This is a genomic window from Pseudomonas azotoformans (genome assembly GCF_900103345.1).
GTDB classification, from domain to species: domain Bacteria; phylum Pseudomonadota; class Gammaproteobacteria; order Pseudomonadales; family Pseudomonadaceae; genus Aquipseudomonas; species Aquipseudomonas azotoformans.
The window spans coordinates 2829833-2856773 of sequence record NZ_LT629702.1; the positions used below are offsets into that span (position 1 = coordinate 2829833).

General features: G+C 62.4%; 26 protein-coding genes. 12 read left to right on the plus strand and 14 right to left on the minus strand.

Annotated features, from left to right (window positions below; all coding sequences use genetic code 11):
* Nucleotides 1-34: 34 nt before the first annotated feature.
* Nucleotides 35-787 carry a thioesterase II family protein gene (locus BLR69_RS12495; protein WP_071492730.1) on the minus strand — a complete coding sequence of 251 codons (753 nt, stop codon included), beginning with the start codon at nucleotides 785-787 and terminating at the stop codon, nucleotides 35-37.
* 302 nt (nucleotides 788-1089) lie between these two features.
* Here BLR69_RS12495 and BLR69_RS12500 point away from each other — a divergent pair, with 302 nt between their 5' ends.
* A complete protein-coding gene (locus BLR69_RS12500) occupies nucleotides 1090-1641 on the plus strand; it encodes an RNA polymerase factor sigma-70 (protein WP_005789991.1) in 552 nt (183 codons plus the stop codon).
* 109 nt (nucleotides 1642-1750) lie between these two features.
* Here BLR69_RS12500 and BLR69_RS12505 read toward each other — a convergent pair whose 3' ends face one another.
* A complete protein-coding gene (locus tag BLR69_RS12505) occupies nucleotides 1751-2542 on the minus strand; it encodes a substrate-binding periplasmic protein (protein ID WP_071492729.1) in 792 nt (263 codons plus the stop codon).
* 94 nt (nucleotides 2543-2636) lie between these two features.
* Nucleotides 2637-3260, minus strand: a complete 624-nt coding sequence (locus tag BLR69_RS12510; protein WP_071489790.1) for a TetR/AcrR family transcriptional regulator — start codon at nucleotides 3258-3260, stop codon at nucleotides 2637-2639.
* Between the two features lie 153 nt (nucleotides 3261-3413).
* Here BLR69_RS12510 and BLR69_RS12515 point away from each other — a divergent pair, with 153 nt between their 5' ends.
* From BLR69_RS12515 to ppnP, 8 genes are all read left to right on the plus strand, one after another.
* Complete coding sequence (locus BLR69_RS12515) at nucleotides 3414-5192, plus strand: acyclic terpene utilization AtuA family protein (protein WP_071492728.1); 1779 nt, start codon at nucleotides 3414-3416, stop codon at nucleotides 5190-5192.
* A gap of 13 nt (nucleotides 5193-5205) precedes the next feature.
* Entirely contained in the window at nucleotides 5206-6078 is an 873-nt protein-coding gene (locus BLR69_RS12520) for an SDR family oxidoreductase (RefSeq protein WP_071492727.1), read from the plus strand.
* A 3-nt stretch (nucleotides 6079-6081) separates the two neighbouring features.
* On the plus strand, nucleotides 6082-7698 hold the full coding sequence (gene atuC / locus BLR69_RS12525) for a geranyl-CoA carboxylase subunit beta (protein ID WP_071492726.1): 1617 nt from the start codon (nucleotides 6082-6084) through the stop codon (nucleotides 7696-7698).
* A gap of 17 nt (nucleotides 7699-7715) precedes the next feature.
* Nucleotides 7716-8873 carry a citronellyl-CoA dehydrogenase gene (gene atuD, locus BLR69_RS12530; RefSeq protein WP_071492725.1) on the plus strand — a complete coding sequence of 386 codons (1158 nt, stop codon included), beginning with the start codon at nucleotides 7716-7718 and terminating at the stop codon, nucleotides 8871-8873.
* A complete protein-coding gene (locus BLR69_RS12535) occupies nucleotides 8870-9631 on the plus strand; it encodes an enoyl-CoA hydratase/isomerase family protein (RefSeq protein ID WP_071492724.1) in 762 nt (253 codons plus the stop codon). Before atuD ends, BLR69_RS12535 begins: the two co-directional genes overlap by 4 nt.
* Nucleotides 9632-9724: 93 nt before the next feature.
* Nucleotides 9725-11608 carry an acetyl-CoA carboxylase biotin carboxylase subunit gene (locus BLR69_RS12540; RefSeq protein WP_071492723.1) on the plus strand — a complete coding sequence of 628 codons (1884 nt, stop codon included), beginning with the start codon at nucleotides 9725-9727 and terminating at the stop codon, nucleotides 11606-11608.
* Between the two features lie 74 nt (nucleotides 11609-11682).
* Entirely contained in the window at nucleotides 11683-12225 is a 543-nt protein-coding gene (locus BLR69_RS12545) for an exonuclease domain-containing protein (protein ID WP_071492722.1), read from the plus strand.
* Between the two features lie 187 nt (nucleotides 12226-12412).
* The gene (ppnP, locus tag BLR69_RS12550) at nucleotides 12413-12697 is read left to right on the plus strand and encodes a pyrimidine/purine nucleoside phosphorylase (RefSeq protein ID WP_058424671.1); all 285 of its coding nucleotides are present in this window, start codon (nucleotides 12413-12415) and stop codon (nucleotides 12695-12697) included.
* Between the two features lie 66 nt (nucleotides 12698-12763).
* Here ppnP and BLR69_RS12555 read toward each other — a convergent pair whose 3' ends face one another.
* Together BLR69_RS12555 and BLR69_RS12560 are read right to left on the minus strand one after the other, a co-directional pair.
* Complete coding sequence (locus BLR69_RS12555; protein WP_071492721.1) at nucleotides 12764-13570, minus strand: MOSC domain-containing protein; 807 nt, start codon at nucleotides 13568-13570, stop codon at nucleotides 12764-12766.
* Between the two features lie 39 nt (nucleotides 13571-13609).
* Nucleotides 13610-14545: a chemotaxis protein CheV gene (locus BLR69_RS12560; RefSeq protein WP_058424673.1), complete on the minus strand. Its 936-nt coding sequence runs from the start codon at nucleotides 14543-14545 to the stop codon at nucleotides 13610-13612.
* Nucleotides 14546-15086: 541 nt separating this feature from the next.
* Between BLR69_RS12560 and BLR69_RS12565 the strand changes: the two genes are divergently transcribed.
* From BLR69_RS12565 to BLR69_RS12575, 3 genes are all read left to right on the plus strand, one after another.
* Nucleotides 15087-15536 carry a hypothetical protein gene (locus tag BLR69_RS12565; RefSeq protein ID WP_172832128.1) on the plus strand — a complete coding sequence of 150 codons (450 nt, stop codon included), beginning with the start codon at nucleotides 15087-15089 and terminating at the stop codon, nucleotides 15534-15536.
* A 369-nt stretch (nucleotides 15537-15905) separates the two neighbouring features.
* A complete protein-coding gene (locus tag BLR69_RS12570) occupies nucleotides 15906-16799 on the plus strand; it encodes a sensor histidine kinase (RefSeq protein WP_071492720.1) in 894 nt (297 codons plus the stop codon).
* Nucleotides 16796-17455, plus strand: a complete 660-nt coding sequence (locus BLR69_RS12575) for a response regulator transcription factor (protein ID WP_071492719.1) — start codon at nucleotides 16796-16798, stop codon at nucleotides 17453-17455. Before BLR69_RS12570 ends, BLR69_RS12575 begins: the two co-directional genes overlap by 4 nt.
* On the opposite strand, the gene yegS is transcribed toward BLR69_RS12575, so the two are convergent.
* The 9 genes from yegS to BLR69_RS12630 form a co-directional block, all read right to left on the minus strand.
* Nucleotides 17414-18334 (minus strand): lipid kinase YegS, encoded by a 921-nt coding sequence (gene yegS / locus BLR69_RS12580; RefSeq protein ID WP_058424676.1) that lies wholly within the window; start codon nucleotides 18332-18334, stop codon nucleotides 17414-17416. The genes BLR69_RS12575 and yegS overlap by 42 nt on opposite strands.
* 877 nt (nucleotides 18335-19211) lie before the next feature.
* Nucleotides 19212-19604, minus strand: coding sequence for a DUF2802 domain-containing protein (locus BLR69_RS12595; RefSeq protein WP_071493743.1), 393 nt, complete (start codon nucleotides 19602-19604; stop codon nucleotides 19212-19214).
* A complete protein-coding gene (locus BLR69_RS12600; RefSeq protein WP_010564003.1) occupies nucleotides 19605-20087 on the minus strand; it encodes a chemotaxis protein CheW in 483 nt (160 codons plus the stop codon).
* Between the two features lie 53 nt (nucleotides 20088-20140).
* The gene (locus BLR69_RS12605; protein ID WP_071493744.1) at nucleotides 20141-20929 is read right to left on the minus strand and encodes a CheW domain-containing protein; all 789 of its coding nucleotides are present in this window, start codon (nucleotides 20927-20929) and stop codon (nucleotides 20141-20143) included.
* Complete coding sequence (locus tag BLR69_RS12610; RefSeq protein WP_016976611.1) at nucleotides 20929-21717, minus strand: ParA family protein; 789 nt, start codon at nucleotides 21715-21717, stop codon at nucleotides 20929-20931. Before BLR69_RS12610 ends, BLR69_RS12605 begins: the two co-directional genes overlap by 1 nt.
* 51 nt (nucleotides 21718-21768) lie before the next feature.
* Nucleotides 21769-22656: a flagellar motor protein MotD gene (gene motD, locus BLR69_RS12615; RefSeq protein ID WP_071493745.1), complete on the minus strand. Its 888-nt coding sequence runs from the start codon at nucleotides 22654-22656 to the stop codon at nucleotides 21769-21771.
* Nucleotides 22657-22798: 142 nt separating this feature from the next.
* Entirely contained in the window at nucleotides 22799-23539 is a 741-nt protein-coding gene (locus BLR69_RS12620) for a flagellar motor protein (RefSeq protein ID WP_033900785.1), read from the minus strand.
* Nucleotides 23539-24669 (minus strand): protein-glutamate methylesterase/protein-glutamine glutaminase, encoded by a 1131-nt coding sequence (locus BLR69_RS12625; RefSeq protein WP_071493746.1) that lies wholly within the window; start codon nucleotides 24667-24669, stop codon nucleotides 23539-23541. Before BLR69_RS12625 ends, BLR69_RS12620 begins: the two co-directional genes overlap by 1 nt.
* 48 nt (nucleotides 24670-24717) lie before the next feature.
* Nucleotides 24718-26937 (minus strand): chemotaxis protein CheA, encoded by a 2220-nt coding sequence (locus BLR69_RS12630; protein ID WP_071493747.1) that lies wholly within the window; start codon nucleotides 26935-26937, stop codon nucleotides 24718-24720.
* Between the last annotated feature and the right edge of the window lie 4 nt (nucleotides 26938-26941).

The window sequence follows — 26941 nt, forward strand, 5'->3', positions numbered from 1 at the left end:
GGCTTACGGGAAATTCAAGAATTCGGGGGGGTGTTCAGCCGACGGCGAGTGGCCGCGCCGCGCCATTGCGCCAGCGGGCCAGGTGTTCGTCGGCGTAGCGCCGCACGCAACGCAGTACGGCGCTTTCGTGTTGCACGAGGAAGAAGTGGTGGCCGTCGAACATGTCCAGGGAAAAGCCGCTGGCGGCGTCGAGTTGCCAGTCGAGCAACTGGTCGGCGCGCACGCTGTCCTGCTTGCCGCCGAACACATGGATCGGCATGCGCAGCGGCGCACGCTCGCCGTAGGTGAAGCTGCCGCACAGCAGGAAATCGGCACGCAGGATCGGCAGCATCAACTGCATCAACTCGGGGTTGGCCAGGGCTTCTTCGGTGGTGCCTTGCAGTTCGCGCAGGCGAGCAATCAGTTGTTCGTCGGTCTTTTCGATGGCGTATTCGCTGACATCGCGACGGGCCGGGCCGGCAGTGCCGGAGGCGAACAGGGCGAGCGGCGCAGGCACACCGCGAGCGTTCAAGGCATGGGCCAATTCGAAGGCGAGCAGGCCGCCGAGACTGTGGCCGAACAGGGCATAGGGACCGCTCAAGTCGCGGCTGATTTCATCGGCGAGCTGCGCGGCCAGGGCCTTGATATCGCGTTGCAACGGCTCGTCCATGCGCATGCCACGGCCGGGCAATTCCAGCGGACATACCTGCAACCACTCAGGCAGCGCCCGGCGCCAACGCGCATACACCATGGCGCTGGCGCCCGAATAGGGCAGGCAGAACAGGCGCAGTCGAGTCGGCGTACTCATCGAGTGACGACTCCAAACTGAAACACGCTGTATGCACGATAGAAACCCATTTCGTCCTCCTGCGGGTGCTGATCCTTGGCCGTTTTACTAACGGACCTGTCACCCAGAAGAACGGACGGCACCGGCAAATAATTAGTCGCCGGGTACAAGCGAGACGTGGTTCACACCGAACAAGAAAGCATAAGATTAGTTCGCCTTCTCATTTGACAATCATTATCATTAAGCATAATTTGTTGCCCGATGTGTAGGAGGCCCCGGCAAGGACGCCCTCCCCTAACCTCTTTTGCGACAAGGTGATTTCCATGACGGAACAAGTATCCACAGGCAGGTGCGACTCACCGCTGCTCCAGGCATTCGTCGATAATCGACTGATTCTGGTGAAGATCGCGGCACGTATTACCGGGTGCCGCTCCCGTGCCGAGGATGTAGTGCAGGATGCCTACTTTCGGCTGCAATCGGCGCCGACGATCACCTCATCGTTCAAGGCCCAGTTGAGTTATCTGTTCCAGATCGTGCGCAACCTGGCCATCGATCATTACCGCAAGCAGGCCCTGGAGCTCAAATACTCCGGGACGGAAGAGGAAGGCTTGAATGTGGTTATTCACGGCGCTTCACCGGAAACCTCGCACATCAATTTCAACACCCTGGAAAACATCGCCGACGCCCTGACGGAGCTGCCCCAGCGCACCCGCTATGCGTTCGAGATGTACCGCCTGCACGGCGTGCCACAAAAGGACATCGCCAAGGAACTGGGCGTATCGCCGACCCTGGTGAACTTCATGATCCGTGATGCGCTGGTGCACTGCCGCAAGGTGTCGGGCAGCCATAGCGATACGTTTGCACGTCGGGTCTGACAGCAAACCATCACTGTAGGAGCGAGCTTGCTCGCGAAGGTCGTCAACGATAACGCAGCGCATCTGGCTTGACGCGGCGCTCTCTGGTTCTTCGCGAGCAAGCTCGCTCCTACATGGGGACTGCGGTTACATCGATGCGGTACGGTTCGAAAATCTTCAGCATCTCGCCATCGTCGCGCAAACGCTTGAGCAACGCGGCAAACGCGTCCCCCGTGATCGGCGCTTTCGGGCGCAACAACGCGTAGTGGTGATAGACCTGGTCGATGCGCTCCGAGACCAGGAACTGCCCCGCCATCTGCGCATTGCGCACCATGAAATCACTCAGGTACGACCGCGTCACCAAGGCGATATCGGCACGCCCGCGCGCGACCATCAGCAGGTTGCTGTCATGGGAATAGGTCAACGTGGCGTTGAAGTGCTCGGCCATGTACTTGGGGTCGGGGTTGAAGTTGGCGAAGGCGTAGTGATAACCGCTGAACACCGCCAGGCGTTTACCTCTCAGGTCAGCGAAATAGCTTTGGTCACGACCGGGCTCACGCTGGGCGACGAAGATTTCCGCATCTTCCAGGCCCATGTCGACCGACGTGTGGGCTATCTCCTGCCAGCCCCAGGCGGGGTTTTCGAAGATCGCCATATCCACCCGGCCCTGCTCGAAATCGCGAAAACGTCGCGGGATGGAGGTGGGCACCAAGACAAATTGGTAGTCGGTTTGCGCGGCGTTCAGGGCTTCGACCAGTTGCGGCAGCAAACCGGTGTCGGCGCCCTGCTCCGGGCGCACGGTGTAGGGTGGGAAATGCGCCGCGCCGATACGGACCAACTGCGCAGCCGAAGCCGGCACCCACCACGCGGTGCCCAGTGCCCAAAAGGTAAGTCCTGCAGCCAGCCGCCATGGCGAAAACATCAAGGCACGCACCGTTCAAAAACGCTAATGGCGATAAGCTAGGCGTTTTTGTCTGGAGAGACAACTTTCCAGCGGTAAATTAATAGCTTGCGCCTCAATCGGCCTTCAAAACCATCAGCAGGGCCTCTTCGGCCAACTGCTCCAGCGTCAGGCTGCCCTCGGCGCGAAACCAGGTGGTGGTCCAGGACAGCGCGCCGGTGAGGAAACGCCGCGTGATAAATACATCACCACGGATATAGCCCGCATCCTTGGCCTCCCCCAGCACTTGCAGCCAGAGCGCCTCGTACACATCGCGCAGGGCCAGCACCTGGGCCTGGCCTTCGGCCGACAACGAACGCCACTCGTACACCAGCACCGCCATGGCCTCGCCGCTGCCGCCCATGATCGACTGCAATTCGCAGCGGATCAGCGCCAGCACGCGTTCGCGCACGTTGCTCGCCTCTTCCAGCGAAGCGCGCATCATCGCCGTGTTGTAGTGGATGGTTTCTTCCATCACCGCCCGCAGGATCTCGTCCTTGCTCTTGAAGTGATGAAAGATGCTGCCGGACTGGATGCCCACGGCGCTGGCCAGGTCACGCACGGTGGTACGTTCGAAGCCCTTGTTGCGAAACAGGTGGGCCGCGGTTTGCAGCAGCTTGCCCCGGGCACTGTCGGGGTCGGTCAATTGCCCGCCATCAACCATGGTGCGCATGACCCGCAGGGCTTTGTGCTCATCCATGCCTCTCTCCTCTACTTCCACGGACGTCTTGGCCCGCAATTTAGGCCGAGGCGGCGACCCAAGCAAGCGCTTGGCTGAAACTTGCATCCACAGTTTACAAACCAAGCGCTTGCTTGGTAGTCTCGACCCCAGCCATTCGAGGAAGGATTTCTCATGAGCAAGACGGTTCGTATCGGCTGTGCCAGCGCCTTCTGGGGCGACACCTGCACCGCCGCCGCCCAACTGGTGCAAGGCGGCCAGCTGGATTACCTGGTATTCGACTACTTGGCGGAAGTCACGATGTCGATCCTGGCCGGTGCGCGGATGAAAGATCCCCAGGCCGGCTATGCCACGGATTTCGTCGACGTGCTCACGCCGCTGCTGGCGGATATCCAGCGCCAGGGCATTCGCGTGATCAGCAACGCCGGCGGCATCAACCCGCAAGCCTGCGCCGCCGCCCTGCAAGCCGCCTGCGACAAAGCCGATATTCCCTTGAAAATCGCCGTGCTGCTGGGCGACGACCTGCACCCCCAGCTCAAACACCTGCGCGGCGTCACCGACATGTTCAACGGTATACCGTTGCCGCCGCTGTGCGTGTCCGCCAACACCTATCTGGGCGCACCCGGCATCACCCAGGCGCTGAAACTGGGCGCGGATATCGTCATCACCGGGCGCGTGGTGGACAGCGCAGTGGTCAGCGCCGCGCTGGTGCATGAATTCGACTGGTCCTGGCAGGATTACGACCGCCTCGCCCAGGCCGCCCTGGCCGGGCATATCATCGAATGCGGCGCGCAGTGCACCGGCGGCAACTTCACCGATTGGCGCGACGTACCGGACTACGAGCACATCGGCTTTCCCATCGTCGAAGTCAGCGCCGACGGCCAATTCACCGTCAACAAGGTCGAGGGCACGGGCGGGCTGATCAGCGAACTCAGCGTCGCTGAACAGTTGCTGTATGAAATCGGCAACCCGCACGCCTACCTGCTGCCCGATGTGATCTGCGATTTCAGCCAGGTCAAATTGCAGCAGCAAGGCAACAACCAGGTACGCCTGCACGGCGCCAAGGGCTTGCCACCTACCGACCAGTACAAGGTCAGCGCCACGTACCCGGACGGTTTCCGCTGCACCGCCAGTTGCCTGATCGCCGGCATCGATGCGGTCGCCAAGGCCGAGCGGGTCAGCCAGGCGATCATCAACAAGACCTCGGAGCTGTTCAGCCAGCGCGGCTGGGCGCCTTACACCGAAGTGAACATCGAATTGCTCGGCAGCGAAGCCACCTACGGCGCCCACGCCAGGCGCCAGGACTGCCGCGAAGTGGTGGTGAAACTGGCGGTGCGTCACCCCAGCAAACAAGCGCTGATACTGTTTTCCCGCGAGATTGCCCAGGCCGCTACCGGCATGGCGCCGGGCCTGACCGGCATCGTCGGCGGACGGCCGACGGTGTACCCGCTGATCCGGCTGTTTTCCTTCCTGATCGATAAAACAGCCTGTGACTTGGCCATCGACTTCCAGGGCGAACGCCACCCCTGCGCACTGCCAGCTGCCGACGCCCCGCGCCTGCCCGATGCGTCCATCGATCCGCCCAAGCCCCAAGGCCGCGCCGACGCCAGCGTGCCATTGGTGAAACTGGCCGTGGCGCGCTCCGGAGACAAGGGCAACCACAGCAATATTGGCGTGATCGCCCGCCACCCCGATTACCTGCCATGGATCGCCGAAGCACTCACCCCGCCAGTGATTGTCGACTGGATGGGCCACCTGCTCGACCCCGTTCACGGCCGTGTCGGGCGCTGGTATCTGCCCGGCAGCCACAGCCTCAACTTCTTGCTGGAAAACGCCCTGGGCGGCGGTGGCATCGCCAGCCTACGCATCGACCCGCAGGGCAAAGCCTTCGCCCAGCAACTGCTGGACATCCCGATTGCCGTGCCGCAACACATTGCCAATCAACTCGCATAACAGGAGCGTTGCCGTGGCCTTCGACTCGATCTTCAAAGCCAACCTGTTCCAGGGGCAAACCGTGGTAGTCACCGGTGGCGGCAGCGGCATTGGCCGTTGCACTGCCCATGAATTGGCAGCGCTCGGCGCTAACGTCATCCTGGTGGGACGCAAGGCGGATAAGTTGCAGAAGGTCGCGGCGGAAATCGCTGAAGACGGCGGCATCGCCCATTGGCAGGTGTGCGACATCCGCGATGAAGAGGCGGTCAAGGCGCTGGTCAAACACATCCTGCATGCGCACGGTCCGATCCATGGCCTGGTCAACAATGCCGGCGGCCAGTACCCCTCGCCACTGGCCGCAATCAACCAGAAAGGTTTCGAAACCGTACTGCGCACCAACCTGGTCGGCGGTTTCCTGGTGGCGCGGGAAGTGTTCAACCAATCCATGAGCAAGCACGGCGGCGCCATCGTCAACATGCTCGCCGACATGTGGGGCGGTATGCCCGGCATGGGCCACTCGGGGGCGGCACGGTCGGGCATGGACAACTTCACCAAGACCGCCGCGTTCGAATGGGGTTATGCCGGGGTGCGGGTCAATGCGGTGGCGCCGGGCTGGATCGCCTCCAGCGGCATGGACACCTACGAAGGCGCGTTCAAGGCGGTGATTCCCACGCTGCGCGAACATGTGCCGCTCAAGCGCATCGGCACCGAATCGGAAGTCAGCGCAGCCATCGTGTTCCTGCTCAGCCCCGCCGCTGCCTTTATCAGCGGCAGCACACTGCGCATCGACGGCGCCGCCAGCCTGGGCAGCCGCGCCTGGCCGTTGCACAAGGCGCAGGCGCCGAGCGAACCGTTCAATGGCTTCCACCGCGCCTACTTGCCGGATGTGCTCAAGGCGGAGCAATAGACCATGCCAGTGATTGAATCGCTGATCGATGCCCACAGCGCCCAATTCGCGCAAAACCGCGAAGCCATGCTGGCCGCCATCGCCCAACTGCGCGCGCTGGAAGACACCCTGCTGAGCAAGGCGCAGGACGCCAAGCCCAAGTTCGACAAGCGCGGCCAACTGCTGCCACGCGAGCGCCTCAACCTGCTGCTGGACCCTGGTGCGCCGTTCCTGGAACTGGCCAGCCTGGCCGGCTACAAGCTGCACGACGACAAGGACGGCAGCGCCGCCGGCGGTGGGTTGATCGCCGGCATCGGCTACGTCAGCGGCGTGCGCATGCTGGTGGTGGCCAATAACAGCGCGATCAAGGGCGGCACCATTTCCCCCACCGGCCTGAAAAAATCCCTGCGCCTGCAACAGATCGCCCTGGAGAACAAACTGCCGGTGGTGACCCTCGCCGAAAGCGGCGGCGCCAACCTCAACTATGCCGCCGAGATCTTCGTCGAAGGTGCGCGCAGCTTCGCCAACCAGGCGCGCATGTCAGCCATGGGCCTGCCGCAGATCACCGTGGTGCATGGCTCGGCTACGGCCGGTGGCGCGTATCAGCCGGGGCTGTCGGATTACGTGGTGGTGGTGCGCGGCCGAGCCAAACTGTTCCTCGCCGGCCCGCCGCTGCTTAAAGCCGCGACCGGCGAAGTGGCGACCGATGAAGAACTGGGCGGCGCCGAGATGCACGCACAAACCGCCGGCACCGCCGAATACCTGGCGGAAAACGATGCGGACGGCGTGCGTATCGCGCGCGAAATCGTCGGCCTGTTGCCCTGGAATGATCGCCTGCCACAGACGCCGAAACGTGCCTACGCCGAACCGCTGCACCCCATCGAAGAGCTGCTCGGCCTGATCCCGGACGACCCGAAAAAGCCCTACGACGTCCGCGAAATCCTCGCACGCCTGGCCGACGGCTCGCACTTCCTCGAGTTCAAGGGCGAGTTCGACGCCCACACCGTCTGCGGCCACATGCACCTCCAGGGCCGCGCCGTCGGCGTGATCGGCAACAACGGCCCTATCACACCGAAGGGGGCGAGCAAGGCCGCGCAATTTATCCAGCTGTGCGACCAGAGCCGCACGCCGCTGCTGTTCCTGCACAACACCACCGGCTTCATGGTGGGCACCGAGTCGGAGCAGCAAGGCGTGATCAAGCACGGCGCGAAGATGATCCAGGCGGTGGCCAATGCACGGGTGCCTAAACTGACGATTGTGGTCGGCGGCTCCTATGGCGCGGGCAACTATGCGATGTGCGGCCGTGGCCTGGACCCGCGCTTTATCTTCGCCTGGCCCAACAGCCGCACGGCGGTGATGGGCGGTGCGCAGGCCGGCAAAGTCCTGCGAATTGTCACGGAGGCCAAGCAATTGAAGGACGGCCTGGTGCCGGACCCCAAGGTGCTGGACATGCTGGAACAGGTCACTGCGCAGAAGCTCGACAGCCAGTCCACGGCGCTGTATGGCAGCGCGAACCTGTGGGACGACGGGCTGATTGACCCTCGGGATACACGGACCTTGCTCGGTTTTCTGCTGGATATCTGTCATGAGGCTGAGGTGCGGCCATTGCAGCCCAACAGCTTTGGTGTGGCGCGCTTCTAATCAGGAGAACAATAAAAATGATCTTCACTCAAGAACACCAGGAACTGCGCCGCAGCGTCCGCGCCTTCGTCGACCGCGAGATCAACCCCCATGTGGACGAATGGGAAAAGGCCGGGCGCTTTCCCATCCACGATATTTTCCGCAAGGCCGGTGAACTCGGCCTGCTGGGTATCTCCAAACCGGAGAAGTTCGGCGGCATGGGCCTGGACTACAGCTATTCCATCGTCGCCGCCGAAGAGTTCGGCACCGTCCGCTGCGGCGGCATTCCCATGTCCATCGGCGTGCAGACCGACATGTGCACCCCCGCCCTCGCCCGCTTCGGCTCCGATGCACTGCGCGAAGAATTCCTGCGCCCGGCCATCAGCGGCGAGCAGGTCGGCTGCATCGGCGTCTCGGAAACCGGCGCCGGTTCCGACGTGGCCGGGTTGAAGACCCATGCGCGCAAGGACGGCGACGACTACGTGATCAACGGCAGCAAGATGTGGATCACCAACTCGCCCAGCGCCGACTTCATCTGCCTGCTGGCCAACACCTCCGATGACAAGCCGCACATCAACAAGTCGCTGATCATGGTGCCGATGAACACCCCCGGCATCAGCGTCAGCCCACCCCTGGAAAAGCTCGGCATGCACAGCTCCGAGACCGCCCAGGTGTTCTTCGACGGCGTGCGCGTGCCGCAACGCAACCGCATCGGTCACGAAGGCGCGGGGTTCATGATGCAGATGCTGCAATTCCAGGAAGAACGCCTGTTTGGCGCGGCCAATATGATCAAGGGTCTGGAGCATTGCATCGACAGCACCATCGAATACTGCAAAGAGCGCCAGACCTTCGGCAAGGCGCTGATCGACAACCAGGTCATTCACTTTCGTCTCGCCGAACTTTCCACCGAAATCGAATGCCTGCGCGCCCTGGTCTACCAGGCCACCGAGCAATACATCAAGGGCCAGGACGTGACCCGCCTGGCGTCGATGGCCAAGCTCAAGGCCGGGCGCCTGGGCCGCGAAGTCACCGACAGTTGCCTGCAATACTGGGGCGGCATGGGCTTCATGTGGGACAACCCTGTGGCCCGGGCTTATCGCGATGTGCGGCTGGTGTCGATCGGTGGCGGCGCCGATGAAATCATGCTGGGCATCATCTGCAAGTTGATGGGCACCTTGCCGGGGAAAAAGCCATGAACACCTTGTTGCTCGAACCCCACAACGGCGTGCTGCACATCACCCTCAACCGGCCCGACTGCCGCAATGCGATGAGCCTGGAGATGGTCAATGAACTGAGCAGTGTGCTGGCGCAGTTGGATAGCCAGACGCGCGCGGTAGTGATCAGCGGCGCCGGCGGACATTTCTGCGCCGGGGCGGATGTGAAGGACCTGGTCACGGCGGGCAATCAACTGCAGGCGCTGAACCGGGCGTTTGGCACCTTGCTGCAGGAAGTGCAAGCGCTGCCGCAGGTGGTGATCGTGGTGCTGCAGGGCGCGGTGCTGGGCGGGGGCTTTGGCCTGGCGTGCGTGAGCGATATCGCCATCGCCGATCATCAGGCGCAATTCGGCCTGCCGGAGACCAGCCTGGGCTTGCTGCCGGCGCAGATTGCACCGTTTGTGGTCAAGCGCATCGGGCTGACCCAGGCGCGACGGCTGGCGCTGACCGCGGCGCGGTTTGATGGGCTTGAGGCTGAGCAGCTGGGGGTGGTGCACTTTACCGAGCGCGACCCGCAGGCGTTGGCGCAGCGGTTGGACGACGTGCTGGGCCAGGTGCTGAAGTGTGCGCCGGGGGCGAATGGACGGACTAAAGCGCTGTTGCTGGCCAGTGTGAATGAGCCGCTGGAGGCGGTGCTGGATCGGGGCGCGCAGTGGTTTGCCGAGGCGGTGCGCAGTGAGGAAGGGATTGAGGGGACGCAGGCGTTTGTACAAAAAAGAAAGCCTCGGTGGTGCAAATGACGCCATCGGGGGCAAGCCCCCTCCCACAGTGTGGGAGGGGGCTTGCCCCCGATGAGGCCCGATCAAACACCCCATCAGCCAAGGGATAAACCCATGCCCGCCTTTAACAAAATCCTGATCGCCAACCGCGGCGAAATCGCCTGCCGCATCCAGCGCACCGCCCAAGCCCTGGGCTACCGCACCGTCGCCGTCTACAGCGACGCCGACGCCCAGGCCCTGCACGTGCAGATGGCCGATGAATCCGTCCATATCGGCGCGGCCCCCGTGCAACAGTCGTACCTCAATATCGAGGCGATTCTCGCCGCCGCCAGACTCACCGGCGCCGATGCGATCCACCCCGGCTACGGCTTCCTCTCGGAAAACCCCGACTTCGCCCGAGCCTGCCAACACGCCGGCCTGACCTTCATCGGCCCCAGCGTCGAGGCCATCGAACTGATGGGCAGCAAACGCCTGTCCAAACTTGCCATGCTCGACGCCGGCGTGCCGTGCATTGCCGGCTACCAAGGCAGCGCCCAGGACGACGCCACCCTGCAACAGGAAGCCGGGCGCATCGGCTACCCGTTGATAATCAAGGCCAGCGCCGGTGGCGGCGGACGTGGCATGCGCCTGGTGCACCAGCCGGAAGCGCTGCTGGACAACCTGCATACCGCCCGTTCGGAAGCGAAAAATGCGTTTGGCAGCGACGACCTGATCCTCGAACAAGCGCTGATCGAGCCGCGCCACGTCGAGATCCAGTTGTTCGGCGACAGCCACGGTCAGTTGATCTACCTCGGCGAACGCGACTGTTCGGTGCAGCGCCGCCACCAGAAAGTCATCGAAGAAGCCCCCTGCCCCATCATGACGCCCGAGTTGCGCCAGGCCATGGGCGAAGCCGCATTGAAGGCCGGGCGCGCGGTGAATTACGTCGGCGCCGGTACCGTGGAGTTCCTGCTCGACCGTAGCGGCCGCTTCTACTTCCTGGAAATGAACACCCGCTTGCAAGTGGAACATCCGGTCACCGAGCTGATCACCGGCCTCGACCTGGTGGATTGGCAGTTGCAGATCGCCGCCGGGCAAGCGCTGCCGTTGACCCAGGCAGACGTCACCCTCAGCGGCCATGCCATGGAAGTGCGCCTCTACGCCGAAGACCCGACTCAGGGCTTCCTGCCGCAAACCGGCGCGGTGCTGCGCTGGGAACCGGCGACGGGCGTGCGCATCGACCATGGCGTGGTGCAGGGCCAACGTATCAGCCCGTTCTACGACCCGATGCTGGGCAAGCTCATCGCCCACGGCACCACCCGCGAAGAAGCGCGGCGCAAACTGCTGCGGGCGGTGGAAGACACGCTGTTGCTGGGCGTCGCGACCAATCAGCAACTGCTGGCTGACCTGCTCAAGCACCCGGACTTTATCAACGGCGATTTCAGCACCGGGTTTATCGCCAAGCACTTCAGCGAGATACCGCGTCCTTCTGTGTCGAGCGAACAGCTCGCCCTGGCCGCTGTACTGTTCTACACCCACGGTGCCGAGCAACATCCCCACGGGTTGTCGGGCTGGCGCAACACCGCGAGTAGCCCTTGCACCTATCGGCTTGAGGTCAATGGAGAAATCCACACTGTCAGCACCGAACCCCTGCTGCTCACCACCGACGGCCGCCACGCCACCCAGGTGCTCAACGGTATCCGTCGGCGCATGGCCTATCACCTCGACGACGACCAACTGTGGCTGCCGGGCCTGTGCGTGACCAACCGCACCCAGCAAGTGGCCAGCCGCCAGGCCGATGCCAGCAGCGGCACGGTCAAGGCCCCGATGGACGGCGCCATCGTCGATGTGCGGGTCAGCGCCGGTGATTACGTCACCAAGGGCCAACTGCTGCTGGTGCTCGAAGCCATGAAAATGGAGCATCCGCTGACCGCCGGCATCGACGGTGTGATCAAGGGTGTGCAGGTGATCGCCGGTGACCAGGTGCGCAATCGCCAGGTTTTACTCGAGATCATCTAGCCCCCTAGGCGGAACTACAGGGCCGGGCTACGCTCTATCCCCAACAGAAAGGGAAGAGTACGGGAACCTGCGCGATGCCTCATTGGCTGATTATTGACCTTGAAGCCACAACGGATGAAGGCGGCTGGCCCGTGACGGAGATGGAAGTCATCGAGATCGGCGCAAGCCTGGTCAACCGCCAGGGCCGCGAGCTGGATCACTTCCAGCGCTTCGTGCGGCCGCTGCGCCGCCCCTTGCTGACGCCTTTTTGTCGGCAGTTGACCCACATCACCCAGGCGAACATCGATGGCGCGGTGCCAATCACTGAAGTTTGGCCGCTGTTCGAGCGCTGGCTGGGCCAACACCAGGCGCGCCTGGAGGGTTGGGCCAGTTGGGGCGATTACGATCGCAGGCAACTGGAGCTGGAATGGCAGCGCCATGGCCTGGCCAGCGCCCTCGCCACCACGCCCCATGTGAACCTCAAGCAGCGCTTCGCCAAGGCCCGGCGCCTGGACAAGCCCCTGGGGCTCAACGGCGCCCTGCAATTGGCGGGGATGCAGTTCCATGGCCAGCAACATCGGGCGTTGGAGGATGCGCGCAACACGGCGCGCCTGCTGCCGCTGATTCTGCCGGTCTAGGCAGCTTCCAAAGGCTTGGGCATACTGAGCACCCATTTTCGTGTGGCTTACCCTGTAGGAGCGAGCTTGCTCGCGAAGAATGCTAACGATAACGCGTGCTGTCTGATTAAACGCGGTGTCTGGACGCTCTTCGCGAGCAAGCTCGCTCCTACAGTAAAGCCTTGACCCACTTTCCGAGGAATCGCCCATGTTCAAAGTCAACGAGTACTTCGACGGCACCGTCAAGTCGATCGCTTTCGGCACCGCAGAAGGTCCGGCGACCATCGGCGTCATGGCTCCCGGCGAATACGAATTCGGCACCGCCCAGCGTGAAATCATGCACGTGGTGTCCGGCGCCCTGACCGTCAAGCTGCCTGACGCCAGCGACTGGGAAACCTTCGCCGCCGGCAGCCAGTTCAACGTGCCGGCCAACAGCAAGTTCCAACTCAAGGTCGCCGTGGACACCGCTTACCTGTGCGAATACCGCGGCTAAGGGTTTCCCGGAAGCAAAAAAATGCCCGTCTCCTGCGAGACGGGCATTTTTTATGGGCGTCGAACACTATTCGAGAATGGTCACCGGCATCCCCACTTCCAGGCGGCCGATGCCATCGTTGACCAGGTTCTGGCCGAAGATCGCGCCATTTTCAGTCTTGCGATAGGTTTCCAGCGTGGCGAAGGGTTCACGGTCAGCACTGCGTTCGCCGGTCTGCGGGTCGATGGTGGTGAGGATGCAGCGCGAGCAGGGCTTGACCGCACGGAACTCCACATCACCGATACGCAGGCGCTTCCAGCCATCTTCGGCGAAGGCGGTGCTGCCTTCGATCACCAGGTTGGGTCGAAAACGCAGCATCTCCATGGGCCGGCCGATGCGTTGCGAAAGGTCATCCAGCGAAGCCTGGCCAATCACCAGCAGCGGGTAGCCATCGGCAAACGCGACCTGGTCATCGTCCTTGCCATAACCGGCCTCGGTGGTGCGGGCGCGTTCGAGGGGGATCTGCACCAGCCGCGTCGGTTTGCCGATAAAGTCACTGACCCAGGCCGCTGCCTCGTCGCCGGCGTCCGGTACGCGCAGGGTATCGCGCCAGATGGTCACACCGCGCAACTCGGCATCAGCGCCGGGCAGCGCCACCTCCAGCGGCGTGCAACCGGGCGAACTCAAGGTGAGCCCGCCGTTGCGGTTCCACAGTGCCGACAGTTGGCTCATCTTGGCCACGGCGCGCTGCGTGAGGAAGCGACCGCTGGCTTCGTCCACCAACATCCAGCGTCGATCCCCGTCCACCCCGAGCTTATCCAGGCCGACCTGCTGCAGGATTTCGGCCTTGCCGGACTTCAAGGGGTAACGGTACAACGCGCTGAGACGAAGCATGGGCCTGCATTCCTGAGGGGCAAAGCCATCACCCTAAGGTCATGCGGGCACTTCGTCCAGCATCAGACGCTGACGCACCACGTCCACCAGCTTGTCGGGCTGGAATTTGGACAGGAAATTGTCGCAGCCGACCTTCTTCACCATCGAGTCGTTGAAGCTGCCTGACAGCGAGGTGTGCAACACCACGTAAAGGCTGCGCAAGCGCGGATCGTTGCGGATCTCGGTGGTGAGACGGTAGCCGTCCATCTCGGGCATTTCGGCGTCGGTGAAAATCATCAGCAGCTTGTCGGTCATCACATGGCCGGCGTCGGCCCAGGCCTTGAGCATGTTCAATGCCTTGAGGCCGTCACTGGCGATGTGCATCTTCACGCCCAGTTGGCCAAGGGTGTCGCGCAGTTGCGAGAGGGCCACGTTGGAGTCATCCACCAGCAGCACTTCGCGGCCGCGGGCGCGCTCCAGCACCGGGTCTTCGAGTTTCTCGCGGGAAACCTTGGCGTTGTACGGCACGATCTCGGCCAGGACTTTTTCCACGTCGATGATTTCCACCAACTGGTCGTCGACCTTGCTGATGGCGGTGAGGTAATGCTGGCGCCCGGCACTGGTCGGTGGCGGCAGGATGGCCTCCCAGTTCATGTTGACGATGCGGTCCACACCGCCCACCAGGAAGGCCTGCACCGAACGGTTGTACTCAGTGACGATGATGGTGCTGTTGGGGCCAGGCACCAGCGGACGCATGCCGATGGCCTGGGACAGGTCGATCACCGGCAGGGTCTGGCCACGCAGGTTGACCACACCGCACACGAAAGGATGGCGCTGGGGCATCAGGGTCAACTTGGGCAGTTGCAGCACTTCCTGCACCTTGAACACGTTGATCGCGAACAATTGGCGCCCCGCCAGGCGGAACATGAGGATCTCCAGGCGATTCTCACCCACCAGTTGCGTGCGTTGATCTACCGTGTCGAGAATGCCGGCCATTAAAAGCTCCTGATGCGCTGAGGAATTTGTGCGGTTCACATAAGGTGGGTTATCGGCGGCGAACGCCAGACCTTGACCCCCGTAAAATGCCACGTAAATCCATTGATGTCACACTGACATCATGCTTTACTGCGCTGGCCTCTCCGTATGGCAATAAAGCGACGTTGCGCGACATTCAATTCGACGCAAGGTTCCGCTATGTAAGGGATTCCCCTACGCACAATCAGGCCCAACCTGATATTCGCAATATCTAATAGCCATTAATGTGACGCCATTCTCAATGCATGAATGGAGTCAGGCTTTTGTTTGCCATCCCAAGCCCTCGGCCCACGGGCCTTCCAGACATACAGATGTCGGCAATCGAAGGTGTGCAATTGACCCCTTTCATGAGGGCAGCGCACAGCCGTTGCCGTCACTCTAATAAACGTCCTACTGAACGCTCAGAAGCGACCTACAGGTCCAAGTCATATTTCAGCGCTATTTTTAAGCCATTCACCCGGTGCGACATCTCATCACCCGACCTTATGTTGTGGAGACTTGTATGATGAACAGCGCAAATGAATGGCAAACCACACTTCCCGATTTCCTGCTTGAAGCAGAAACGCTGCTGGCCAAGTCGGAAGAGTGCTTGAGCCACCTGCACCTGATTCGCGACGACAGCGACGCCATCGATTGCATGAAGGCCAGCCTGGCTAAACTCGCTGAAAAGGCCGACAGCCTGGCCCTGCAGGTGATCAGCGAGTTTTCCCGGCATATCCAATACCTGATCGCCAATGCGGCCAGCCCGATGCAACTGCATGACCAGGCGCTGGATGCACTGCATGCGTGCCTGACGCTACTCGCGTGGCAACTGGAACTGATCGATGTGCGCACCGGTGAACTGAGTATGGACGAGAGTGAGCAGGCGACATTGATTGCAACCGTCACGCTGCAGATCCCGCAAAAGGACTTCACTTATAAACCGCAGCAGCGTGTGCACCACGCCTCTTGAGTGGATAACAAGTCGTATTCGAACCCGAAGTTATCTAAAAACGACACGACTATTAATGTGTTGGACTTGAACAGCGCAGACAAAGATATCAATTAGCCATTAACGGTAATAACGATACAACCAAACAGAAATAATATAACTCCCCCACTCCATGAACTCTGGGAATACCGCCCGGAGCATTTGCGCGGTCAATAATCCGGTGAGGCACGGCACCAGGCGACCAACGGTAATAGTGGTGGTACTATGCCCCGCTCGAAGTGACTCAACTTCATCATGCATAAAAACGATTCGATAACGCATCCCAAACAGAGCCCCGTCAGCCGCAGTGACCGGACTTCCCGCAGCGCACCCTCATTGGCTCCATCCGCTATGTACGCCAGCCTCAAGACACTCATCGCAAGGTCCGCGTCCCGCAGCAATGCGCGCCGTTTGATCCTCGCCCTGTGCCTTGGCTCGCTGCTGCTGAGCCTCTGGACCTATTCCAGCTCCGAACCGCTGCCGTTGCTGGTGATTGTGCTTAACCTGGCCACCCTGGTAGTGGTCGGCCTGCAACAATGGCGTTCACGCAAGTCCATCAAGTTCCAGCCCCAGGAACTGGCCGATCGCCTGTTGCAGGTACAGGAAAACGAACGCCATCGCCTCAGCCGTGAACTGCACGACGATATCGGCCAACTGCTCACCGCGGCCAAGCTGCAAAGCGAATGGCTCAAGCGCCGCCTGCCCGACGACCTGCAAAGCCAATGCACGGTGCTGTGCAACACCCTGAATGAAACCCTGGCCAAGGTGCGTGACGTATCCGCCATCCTCAACCCTCGCCAGTTGGCCAGCCTGGGCCTGGAAGCCAGCCTGCGTGCACACCTGCTCAAGACCCTGGAAAACACCCCGATCCACTGGAGCCTGGAATGCCAGCAACGGCTGACCGGAATCCCGGAAGAAATGGCGGTGGCGGCCTTCCGCATCACCCAGGAAGCGGTGACCAACATGCTGCGCCACGCCCAGGCGCGCAACCTGCTGGTACGCCTGCAACGCTTGCCCGAAGGCCTGTCGCTGACCATCTGCGATGACGGCCAGGGTTTCTCACCGTCCATCAATCCCGGCCTGGAAGGCCAACGGGGCATGGCCGGCATGTCCGAGCGGATAGATCAGCTTGGCGGCACGTTGTCCGTCAGCAGCCAGCCCGGCAATGGGACACGGATCGAAGCGCTTTTCCCCTGGGCGCCCCGCGCCCTCGAACGGGCCAGTTCCCCTAAGGTTCTCGAGTGAGCTGCAAATTACTCCTGGTGGATGACCATGCACTGATCCGGGCCGGCGTACGCGCACTGGTCCAGGATATTCCCGGCTACACGGTGATCGGCGAAGCAAGCGATGGCGCGCAGTTGCTGGAGCAGTTCAGCGCCCTGCTGCCGGATATCGTCCTGCTGGACCTGTCGATGAAGCACACCGGCGGCCTGGACGCCTTGCAGCAACTCAAGCGCGCCTATCCCAAGAGCAAAGTGCTGATCCTGTCGATGCACACCGACCCGGAACTGATCATGTGTGCGCTGGAGTCCGGCGCCCATGGCTACCTGCTCAAGGACACCACCGCCAACGAGCTGGAACACGCGCTGCTGGCCTTGCGCAACAACGAGCGCTACCTAAGCCCGGCGATCGCCCACACCGTGATCAACCAGGCGCTGGTGCGCAGCCAGGGGCCGACCACTCCCGCCGGCCACAGCCACAATCTCACGGCGCGGCAGTTGGAGATCCTGCGCCTGATCGTGCGCGGCAAGTCCACCCGTGAGATCGCCCACGGCCTGGGCCTGAGCATCAAGACCGTGGAAGCCCACCGCTCGCAGATCATGAAGCGCCTGCAGATTTTCGACGTGGCGGGCCTGGTGCTATTCGCGGTGCGCGAGCAGATCATCAGCCTGGACGACTAGCGGCGAATCCACCGGCAAGTGCACGCGCAAGGCCTTGGGCAAGGCCTCGAAGTGCAGATCATCGCCCTCCAGCGGCTCGCCATCCAGGTTGATGTACAAGCCCTGTGCGACCTTGATATTCACCCACGGCAGGCGCGCCCGCACAAACATGGTGTCCAGGCCCCAGCCGTTGCTCATCAACTCGCGCAAGGTACCGACCACTTCCTGGGGGGCCGGCAGGATGCTGACGTCCAGCAGGCCATCGTCGGCCATGGCGCCTGGGCATAGCTCATGCCCACCGCCTGCCTGGCGACCGTTGCCGATGCCCAGCGCGAGCAGCTCGCCTTTCCAATGGAAATCGGGGCCATCCAGCTCGGCATAGGCGGCTTTCAACTCGCTGAATCGCGTCAAACCGGTGAACAGATAGGCGGCGCCGCCCAGGACTTTTTTCAAGTCTTCGGAGGTGTTGGCGGTGACCTGGCTGCCGAAACCGCCGGTGGCCATATTGAGGAAGATCTGCCCGCCGACCTGGCCGAGGTCGATGGCCCTGGGTGGCACGTCCAGCAGCGCCAGCGCCTGGTCAGGCTCCAGCGGCACGCCGGCGGCCTTGGCGAAGTCGTTGGCGGTGCCCAGGGGCATCAGCACCAGGCTGGCGTTGGTGTTGGCCTGGGCCATGGCTTCGGCCACGTCGCGCAGGGTGCCATCGCCACCACCGGCGATGATGTGGGTGTAGCCGTCAGCCAGGGCTTCGTTGACCAGGCGCTGGGCGTCGCCGCCCTCCCACGTGACCCGTACGGCCAACTCCCCACCCTGCTCGCGCCGGGCCTGCACGGCTGAACGCACGTCCTCGTTGAGGGCTTGCTTGCCGTGGAGGATCAACAGGGCTTTGGGGGTGGTCATTGGGGAATCTCCTGATTCAAAGGTGCTTGGAGGATGGGACCTTTGGGGAGGGGTTTTGGTTTACCGAGTGCATATCCATTTTTTTGGTAACGGCCGCTTAGGGTTCCGCCCTTACGGCGGGTCACTTTTGGAAAAGAGCCCGGAATGCCGGCCCAGCCAAAAGTAACCAAAAGGGCTCTTGCCCCAACACTCGGCACCTCGCTTAGGCTCGGTGTGCCCGTAATTCGACAGGGATTTGGGGGGCCGCCGCCCCGCGCCATCCATGGCGCGGGGCGGCTAAACCGGCATCCCTGCCGGTTTACCCCCCAAATCCCTGCCGAATTCCGGCCAGCGTGTTTGACGGGGCGCCTTAGATCAAAATCAAAAGCAGATCAAAAGCCAGAGCCAGAGCCAGAGCCAGAGCCAGAGCCTGAGCCAGAGCAAACCACCCTTCAACTGATACATGAAGATCAAACTGTGGGAGGGGGCTTGCCCCCGATGGCGGTGTGTCAGCCAACTCATCAGTGACTGACCCAATGCCATCGGGGGCAAGCCCCCTCCCACACTTTGACCGAGTACCGGCCATACAATCCGGTCGGCTCTAAGGCCGCCGCGCTCTTGCTTTTGATCTTCGGCGCCCCGTCAAACACGCTGGCCGAACGCAGGCTTGAATCCGTGGGTAACCCGGCAGGACGCCGGGTTAGCCGCACTGGGCCAAGGATGGCCCATTGCGGCGGCCCACGGATTCAAGCCGGAGAGAGGGCACACCGAGCCTAGGCGAGGTGCCAAGTGTTGGGGCAAGAGCCCTTTTGGTTACTTTTGGCGCTCTTCCAAAAGTGACCCGCTGTAAGAGCGGAACCCTAAGTAGCCGTTACCGCAGCAACGGATATGCACTCGATCAACTCTTATGCAACTTACTCATCAACTGCGCCTCAGCCTGCGTCAACCCACACGACTGCGTCAGCTCATCCACCGTAGCCCCCATCCCCACCAGCTTCGCCGCCTGCGCAAACGAAAGACTCGAAGGATCGCGCTGCTCAATCTGCGCCAGCTTATCCGGCAATGGCGCAAGAATCGCGCGCAACTCATGCACCTCGTCCCCGACCTTCACCGCACTCTGCTGAAAGTGATCAACCCGCTTCACCAACTCCAGCACCCGCCGATCACGCACAACATCACGCTCAGCCTGCTGCAGCAACAGTTCGCGCTGCTGACGCACATAGCGCAACAGGAATGCCAGGGTCCCGGCCCACAACAGGGCCAGGACAATCACCGCGGCCTCAAGGAACAATCAGATGCTCTCCAGTTCCGACCACTCTTCTTCGCTCATCATCTTGTCCAGCTCAACCAGAATCAGCAGTTCGCCGTTCTTGTTGCACACGCCCTGGATGAACTTGGCGGATTCTTCGTTACCCACGTTCGGCGCGGTTTCCACTTCCGATTGGCGCAGGTAGACCACTTCGGCCACGCTGTCGACCATGATCCCGACCACTTGCTTGTCGGCCTCGATGATGACGATACGCGTGTTGTCGTTGACCTCGGTCGGTACCAGGCCGAAGCGCTGGCGGGTGTCGATCACCGTCACCACGTTGCCGCGCAGGTTGATGATACCCAGCACGTAGCTCGGCGCACCCGGTACCGGCGCGATCTCGGTGTAGCGCAGCACTTCCTGGACGCGCATCACGTTAATGCCGTAGGACTCGTTGTCCAGTTTGAAGGTCACCCATTGCAGGATCGGATCATCCAAACCTTGTGCGGACGCTGACTTGTTCATACCCCTGACCCCTTCAAGATTGGCCACGCACCAGCGTGGACCTTATTGTTCAATCAACTGCGTTTAGTAACCGGCATCGTTTTGACAGCGCCACTGGCGATCAACTCGGCCAGTTCTGCCACATCAAGCAACGCGCACATGTGTTCGATCACGGTGCCTGCCAGCCAAGGCCGTTGGCCCCGATGGCTGCGCCATTTGATTTCGTTCGGGTCCAGGCGCAACGAGCGGCTGACTTGATGCACCGCCAGCCCCCACTCGTAGCCCTGCACCGAGATCACGTATTGCAAACCCTGGCGGAAGTCGTCGCGGTAGCGGTCGGGCATGACCCAACGCGCGGTATCCAGCACTTTCAGGTTACCGGCCTGGCTCGGCAGGATGCCGAGGAACCACTCCGGCTGCCCGAACAGCGGCGTCAGCTCCTGGCCTTCCAGGGAATAGATCGAGCCCAGGCACACCAGTGGCACCGCCAGCGTCAAGCCAGCGACGTCGAACAACAGGCATTCGAACGGCTCGGCAGCCCAGCTCGGGCGATCATCACCGGTGACCGGCGGCGGTGTGATGCTCGGTGGCAGGTGCACTTCCACCACCGGCTCGACCACCACGGGGGCAATCACCACCGGAGCAATCGGCACGACGACAGGCGCAACCTGCGCATCGCGGGCCTGTTCTTCCAGGACGGCCAACTGGAATTCATCCAGCGTGCTTTCCGGTTCTACAACGGCAGGCTCCAGTACCAGGATCGGTTCCGGCAACGCTTCCTCGGTCGCATCCTGCAGCAGGGCATCCAGGTAGGATTCCAGCGCCAGTTGCGGCCGGGTCTTGAGTTCGACGGGACGGTTCATCACGCCACCTGCGCCACAAGCTGCTGCGACAGCAGGTGTTTGAGCAACGCGCGGTAGGCCAGTACGCCACGGCTTTTCGGGTCAAACTGCGACGGCGCCAGGCCCGCACGGCTGGCGTCACGCAGGCGCGTGTCCACCGGGATATAGCCGTTCCAGATAGTGTCCGGGTAGGCATCGCGCAATACGCGCAGGGTGCCGAGGGACGCCTGGGTGCGGCGGTCGAACAAGGTCGGCACGATGCTGAACGGCAGCGCCTGTTTGCGCGAGCGGTTGATCATCGCCAGGGTGCTGACCATGCGCTCCAGGCCTTTGACGGCCAGGTGCTCGGTCTGCACCGGGATCACCAGTTGCTGGCTGGCCGCCAAGGCGTTGACCATCAGCACGCCAAGCAACGGCGGGCTGTCGATGATCGCGTAGTCGAAGTCCTGCCACAGTTGCGCCAGGGTCTTGGCGATCACCAGGCCCAGGCCGCTCTGCCCCGGCGACTGGCGCTCCAGGGTCGCCAGCGCGGTGCTGGACGGCAGCAGGGAAATGCTTTCGTTGCTGGTGGGCAACAGCAGTTGCCCCGGCAGATCGGCCGGCACACTGCCCTTGTGCAGGAACAGGTCGTAGTTGCTGTGTTCCAGCGCATCCGGGTCGTAGCCGAAATAGCTGGTCATGGAGCCGTGAGGGTCCAGGTCCACCACGACCACACGCTTGCCTGCCTCGGCCAGCAAACCGGCTAAGGCGATGGAGGTGGTGGTCTTGCCGACTCCACCTTTTTGATTGGCAACTGCCCAGACTCTCATTCGGTTGGTTCCTCCCGGCAGGCACAGGCGCGACCGAGACATTGCATAGGGTTATTGAGCCGGCGACGGAGAATTGACGGCACTCTGTCGAACCGGCGGTTTTACCGGGGCCGGTGCAGTTTGTGTGCCAGCCCGCTTCAAGGCCGCATCCGGTGTTGCATTGGCGGTGCCGGTGCCGGTCAGGCTGCGGCGCACATCCAGGTTGCGCGACACCACCAGCACCACCCGACGGTTACGCGCGCGGCCTTCCGCCGTGGCGTTATTGGCCACCGGCTGGAACTCACCGTAGCCTACGGACGCCAGGCGACCAGGGTTCACGCCCTGCATCGCCAGCATGCGCACGATGCTTGAGGCGCGGGCCGAGGACAGCTCCCAGTTGGTCGGGTACTGCGCGGTGCTGATCGGGAAATTGTCGGTGAAGCCTTCGACATGGATCGGGTTTTCAAATGGCTTGAGGATCGCCGCCACCTTGTCGATGATGGTGAACGCCTGGTCACTGGGCAACGCATCCGCACTGGCGAACAGCAGGCTGGAATTGAGTTCGATCTCCACCCACAGCTCATTACCGCGCACCGTCATCTGGTTGGAACTGATCAGGTCGCCAAACGCCGCGCTGATGTCGTCGGCGATGCTTTTCAGCGGGTCGCTGGTGCCGCCCACGCCGGCAGCGGTTTCATCGCTGTCGTTGACCAGCGGCTTGGCCGGGGTCACGGTCTTGGGCCGTTCTTCACCGATGGGAATCGGCTTGAGCGCACGGTCGGCATCGTTGAACACGCCGATCAGCGCCTGGGAAATGACTTTGTACTTGCCTTCGTTGATCGACGAGATGGAGTACATCACCACGAAAAACGCGAACAGCAGGGTGATGAAGTCTGCATAGGACACCAGCCACCGCTCGTGGTTGACGTGTTCTTCAGGCTCGCGACGGCGACGGCTCACAAGCAACTCCCTGGACAAAACGCATCCCCTGTAGGAGCGAGCTTGCTCGCGAAAAACCCGAGAACACCACGGGGTATCAGGCAACCCGCGTTATCGTTGGCGATTTTCGCGAGCAAGCTCGCTCCTACAAGGTGCATGTTCATCAATCCATGAAGCCCTGGAGCTTCAATTCGATGGAACGCGGGTTCTCGCCCTCGGCGATCGACAGGATGCCTTCGAGCAGCATCTCGCGATAACGCGACTGGCGCATGGCAATCGACTTGAGTTTGCTCGCCACCGGCAACAGCACCAGGTTGGCACTGGCCACGCCGTAGATGGTCGCGACGAACGCCACGGCAATGCCGCTGCCCAGTTGCGATGGATCGGCGAGGTTGCCCATCACGTGGATCAGGCCCATCACCGCACCGATGATGCCGATGGTCGGCGCGTAGCCCCCCATGCTTTCGTAGACTTTGGCGGCGTTGATATCGCGGCTTTCCTGGGTGTAGAAATCCACTTCAAGAATGCTGCGGATCGCTTCCGGTTCGGCGCCGTCCACCAGCAATTGCAGGCCTTTGCGTGCGTAGCTGTCGGGCTCGGCATCGGCCACGCCTTCCAGGCCCAGCAGGCCTTCCTTGCGTGCGGTGAGGCTCCAGTTGACCACGCGGTCGATGCCGCCCGGCAGGTCCACGCGTGGCGGGAAAATGATCCATATCAGAATCTGCATGGCGCGCTTGAACGAGCTCATGGGCGATTGCAACAACGCCGCGCCCACGGTGCCGCCGATCACGATCAGGGCGGCCGGGCCGTTGGCCAGGGCGCCGAGGTGCCCGCCTTCGAGGTAGTTGCCGCCGATGATCGCGACAAACGCCATGATGATGCCGATCAGGCTCAGTACATCCATCAGAGGCAGGCCTCCACCAGATGCTTGCCGATGTCGTCCAGGCTGTAGACGGCGTCGGCCAGGCCCGCCTTGACGATGGCCATGGGCATGCCATAGATCACGCAGCTGGCTTCGTCCTGGGCCCAGATAGCGCTGCCGCCCTGCTTGAGCAGGCGTGCACCTTCACGGCCATCGGCGCCCATGCCGGTGAGCACCACCGCCAGAACTTTGTCACCGTAGGACTTGGCTGCCGAACCGAAGGTGATATCCACGCACGGCTTGTAATTCAGGCGTTCGTCGCCTGGCAGGATTTTGATCGCGCCACGGCCGTCGACCATCATCTGCTTGCCACCGGGGGCCAGCAGCGCCAGGCCAGGGCGCAGGATGTCGCCATCCTCGGCTTCCTTGACGCTGATGCGGCACAGCTTGTCCAGGCGCTCGGCGAAGGCCTTGGTGAACGCCGCCGGCATGTGCTGGATCAACACGATCGGCGCCGGGAAGTTGGCCGGCAGTTGGGTCAACACGCGTTGCAGCGCAACCGGGCCACCCGTGGAGGTGCCGATGGCGACCAGCTTGTAGGCCTTGCGCTTGGGTGCGGGCGAATGAGCCGACGCCGGCGCGGCTGTACGCACAGGCGCAGGTGCCACGGGACGGGCCACCGGTGCTGGCGCAGGACGCCCGAACGAGGTCGTCGGAACCGCTGCGGGCGCAGGTGCAGGCGTCGGCGTAGGCGTGCTGAACAGGCTGCGACGGTTACTGCGCGAAATGCTGTGCACCTTCTCGCACAGCATCTGCTTGACCTTCTCGGGGTTGCGCGAGATGTCTTCGAAATTCTTCGGCAGGAAGTCCACCGCGCCAGCGTCCAGCGCATCCAGGGTGACCCGGGCGCCTTCGTGCGTCAGCGAGGAAAACATCAGGACCGGGGTCGGGCAGCGTTGCATGATGTGCCGGACTGCCGTGATGCCATCCATCATCGGCATCTCGTAGTCCATGGTGATCACGTCCGGTTTCAACGCAATGGCTTGATCAATCGCCTCTTTGCCGTTGGTGGCCGTGCCGACCACCTGGATCGTTGGATCGGCGGAAAGAATTTCCGAGACGCGGCGGCGGAAGAAACCCGAATCGTCCACCACCAGGACCTTGACTGCCATAAACACTCCGTTAGGCGGGGCGGGCACTACCGCCCTGCCCCACCAGAATCAAATACGCCGAGCGGCGTAACGCTTGAGCATGCTCGGAACATCGAGAATCAGCGCGATCCGACCGTCACCGGTGATGGTCGCACCCGACATGCCCGGGGTTCCCTGCAGCATTTTGCCCAAAGGCTTGATGACCACTTCTTCCTGGCCAACCAGTTGATCGACGACAAAGCCGATGCGCTGGGTGCCCACGGACAGAATCACCACATGGCCTTCGCGCTGCTCTTCGTGGGCAGCCGAAGCCACCAGCCAGCGCTTGAGGTAGAACAGCGGCAACGCCTTGTCGCGCACGATCACCACTTCCTGGCCGTCCACCACGTTGGTGCGCGACAGATCGAGGTGGAAGATTTCGTTGACGTTGACCAGCGGGAAGGCGAACGCCTGGTTGCCCAGCATCACCATCAGGGTCGGCATGATCGCCAGGGTCAACGGCACCTTGATGACGATCTTCGAGCCCTGGCCCTTGGTCGAGTAGATGTTGATCGAGCCGTTGAGCTGGCTGATCTTGGTCTTCACCACGTCCATGCCGACGCCACGGCCGGACACGTCGGAAATCTCGGTCTTGGTCGAGAAACCCGGGGCGAAGATCAGGTTGTAGCACTCGGTGTCGGTCAGGCGGTCGGCGGCGTCCTTGTCCATCACGCCGCGCTTGACCGCAATGTTGCGCAATATGGTCGGGTCCATGCCTTTGCCGTCGTCAGTGATCGACAGCAGGATGTGATCGCCTTCTTGCTCCGCCGCCAGGATCACCTTGCCGCCACGGGACTTGCCCGAGGCTTCGCGTTCTTCCGGGGTTTCCACGCCGTGGTCGACAGCGTTGCGCACCAAGTGGACCAGCGGATCGGCCAGGGCCTCGACCAGGTTCTTGTCGAGGTCGGTTTCTTCGCCCACCAGTTCCAGGTTGATTTCTTTCTTCAGCTGACGCGCCAGGTCGCGGACCAGGCGCGGGAAGCGGCCGAAGACTTTCTTGATCGGCTGCATCCGCGTTTTCATCACGGCGGTCTGCAGGTCGGCGGTGACCACGTCAAGGTTCGACACGGCCTTTTGCATGGCTTCATCGCCGCTGCTAAGGCCCAGGCGCACCAGGCGGTTACGCACCAGTACCAGTTCGCCGACCATGTTCATGATGTCGTCCAGGCGCGCGGTATCAACCCGCACGGTGGTTTCGGCTTCACTGGCAGGCTTCTCGGCGGCCGGGGCCGGGGCTGCGCGCGCTGGAGCAGGTGCGGCGGCCGGGGCCGGTGCTGACTTGGCAGCCGGTGCAGGTTTGGCGGCCGGGGCTGGCGCAGCGGCTTTGGCGGCGACCGGTGCAGCGGTCGCCACCGCAGCGGCCGGGGCCACTTCGCTGAACTTGCCCTTGCCGTGCAACTCGTCCAGCAGGGATTCGAACTCGTGATCGGAGATCAGCCCATCGCCCGCAGGAGCGGCGCTGGCAGCAGCCGGTGCCGCAGCCGTGGCGGCGACTTCCGGCAAGGCGTCGGCCACGAAAGTGCCCTTGCCATGCAGTTGGTCGAGCAATGCTTCAAATTCATCATCGGTAATGTCGGTGCTGGTGCTGGCCGCCGGTGCATCCACAGCCGCAGCGGCAGGTGCCACGGCGTCGGCCGCGAACTGGCCCTTGCCATGCAACTGGTCGAGCAGCGATTCGAACTCGGCGTCGGTGATGTCTTCGCTGGTCGGTGCAGCGACCGGCGCAGCCGGTGCTTCAGCCTCGGCCTTGACGGCACTGAGGGAGTTGAGCAGCTGTTCGAACTCGCTGTCGGTCACATCCGGTTCGGCCTCAACCACAGGCTCCGGTGCGGCTTCAACCACCGGTGCGGCCGACGTGTCGGCAGGTTCCGCCAGGCGCGCCAGGGCGGCCAGCAGTTCCGGGGTGGCCGCCGTGATCGGTGCACGGTCGCGCACCTCGCTGAACATGCCGTTGACCGCATCCAGTGCTTCGAGAATCACGTCCATCAACTCCGAATCAACGTGACGCTCACCCTTGCGCAGGATGTCGAACACGTTCTCGGCGATGTGGCAGCACTCCACCAGCTCATGGAGCTGGAGGAAGCCGGCGCCCCCTTTTACAGTGTGAAAACCGCGAAAAATTGCATTGAGCAGGTTCGCATCATCCGGTCGGCTTTCCAGCTCGACCAGTTGTTCGGACAGTTGCTCTAAAATTTCGCCGGCCTCTACAAGGAAATCCTGAAGGATTTCTTCATCGGCGCCGAAGCTCATGTGG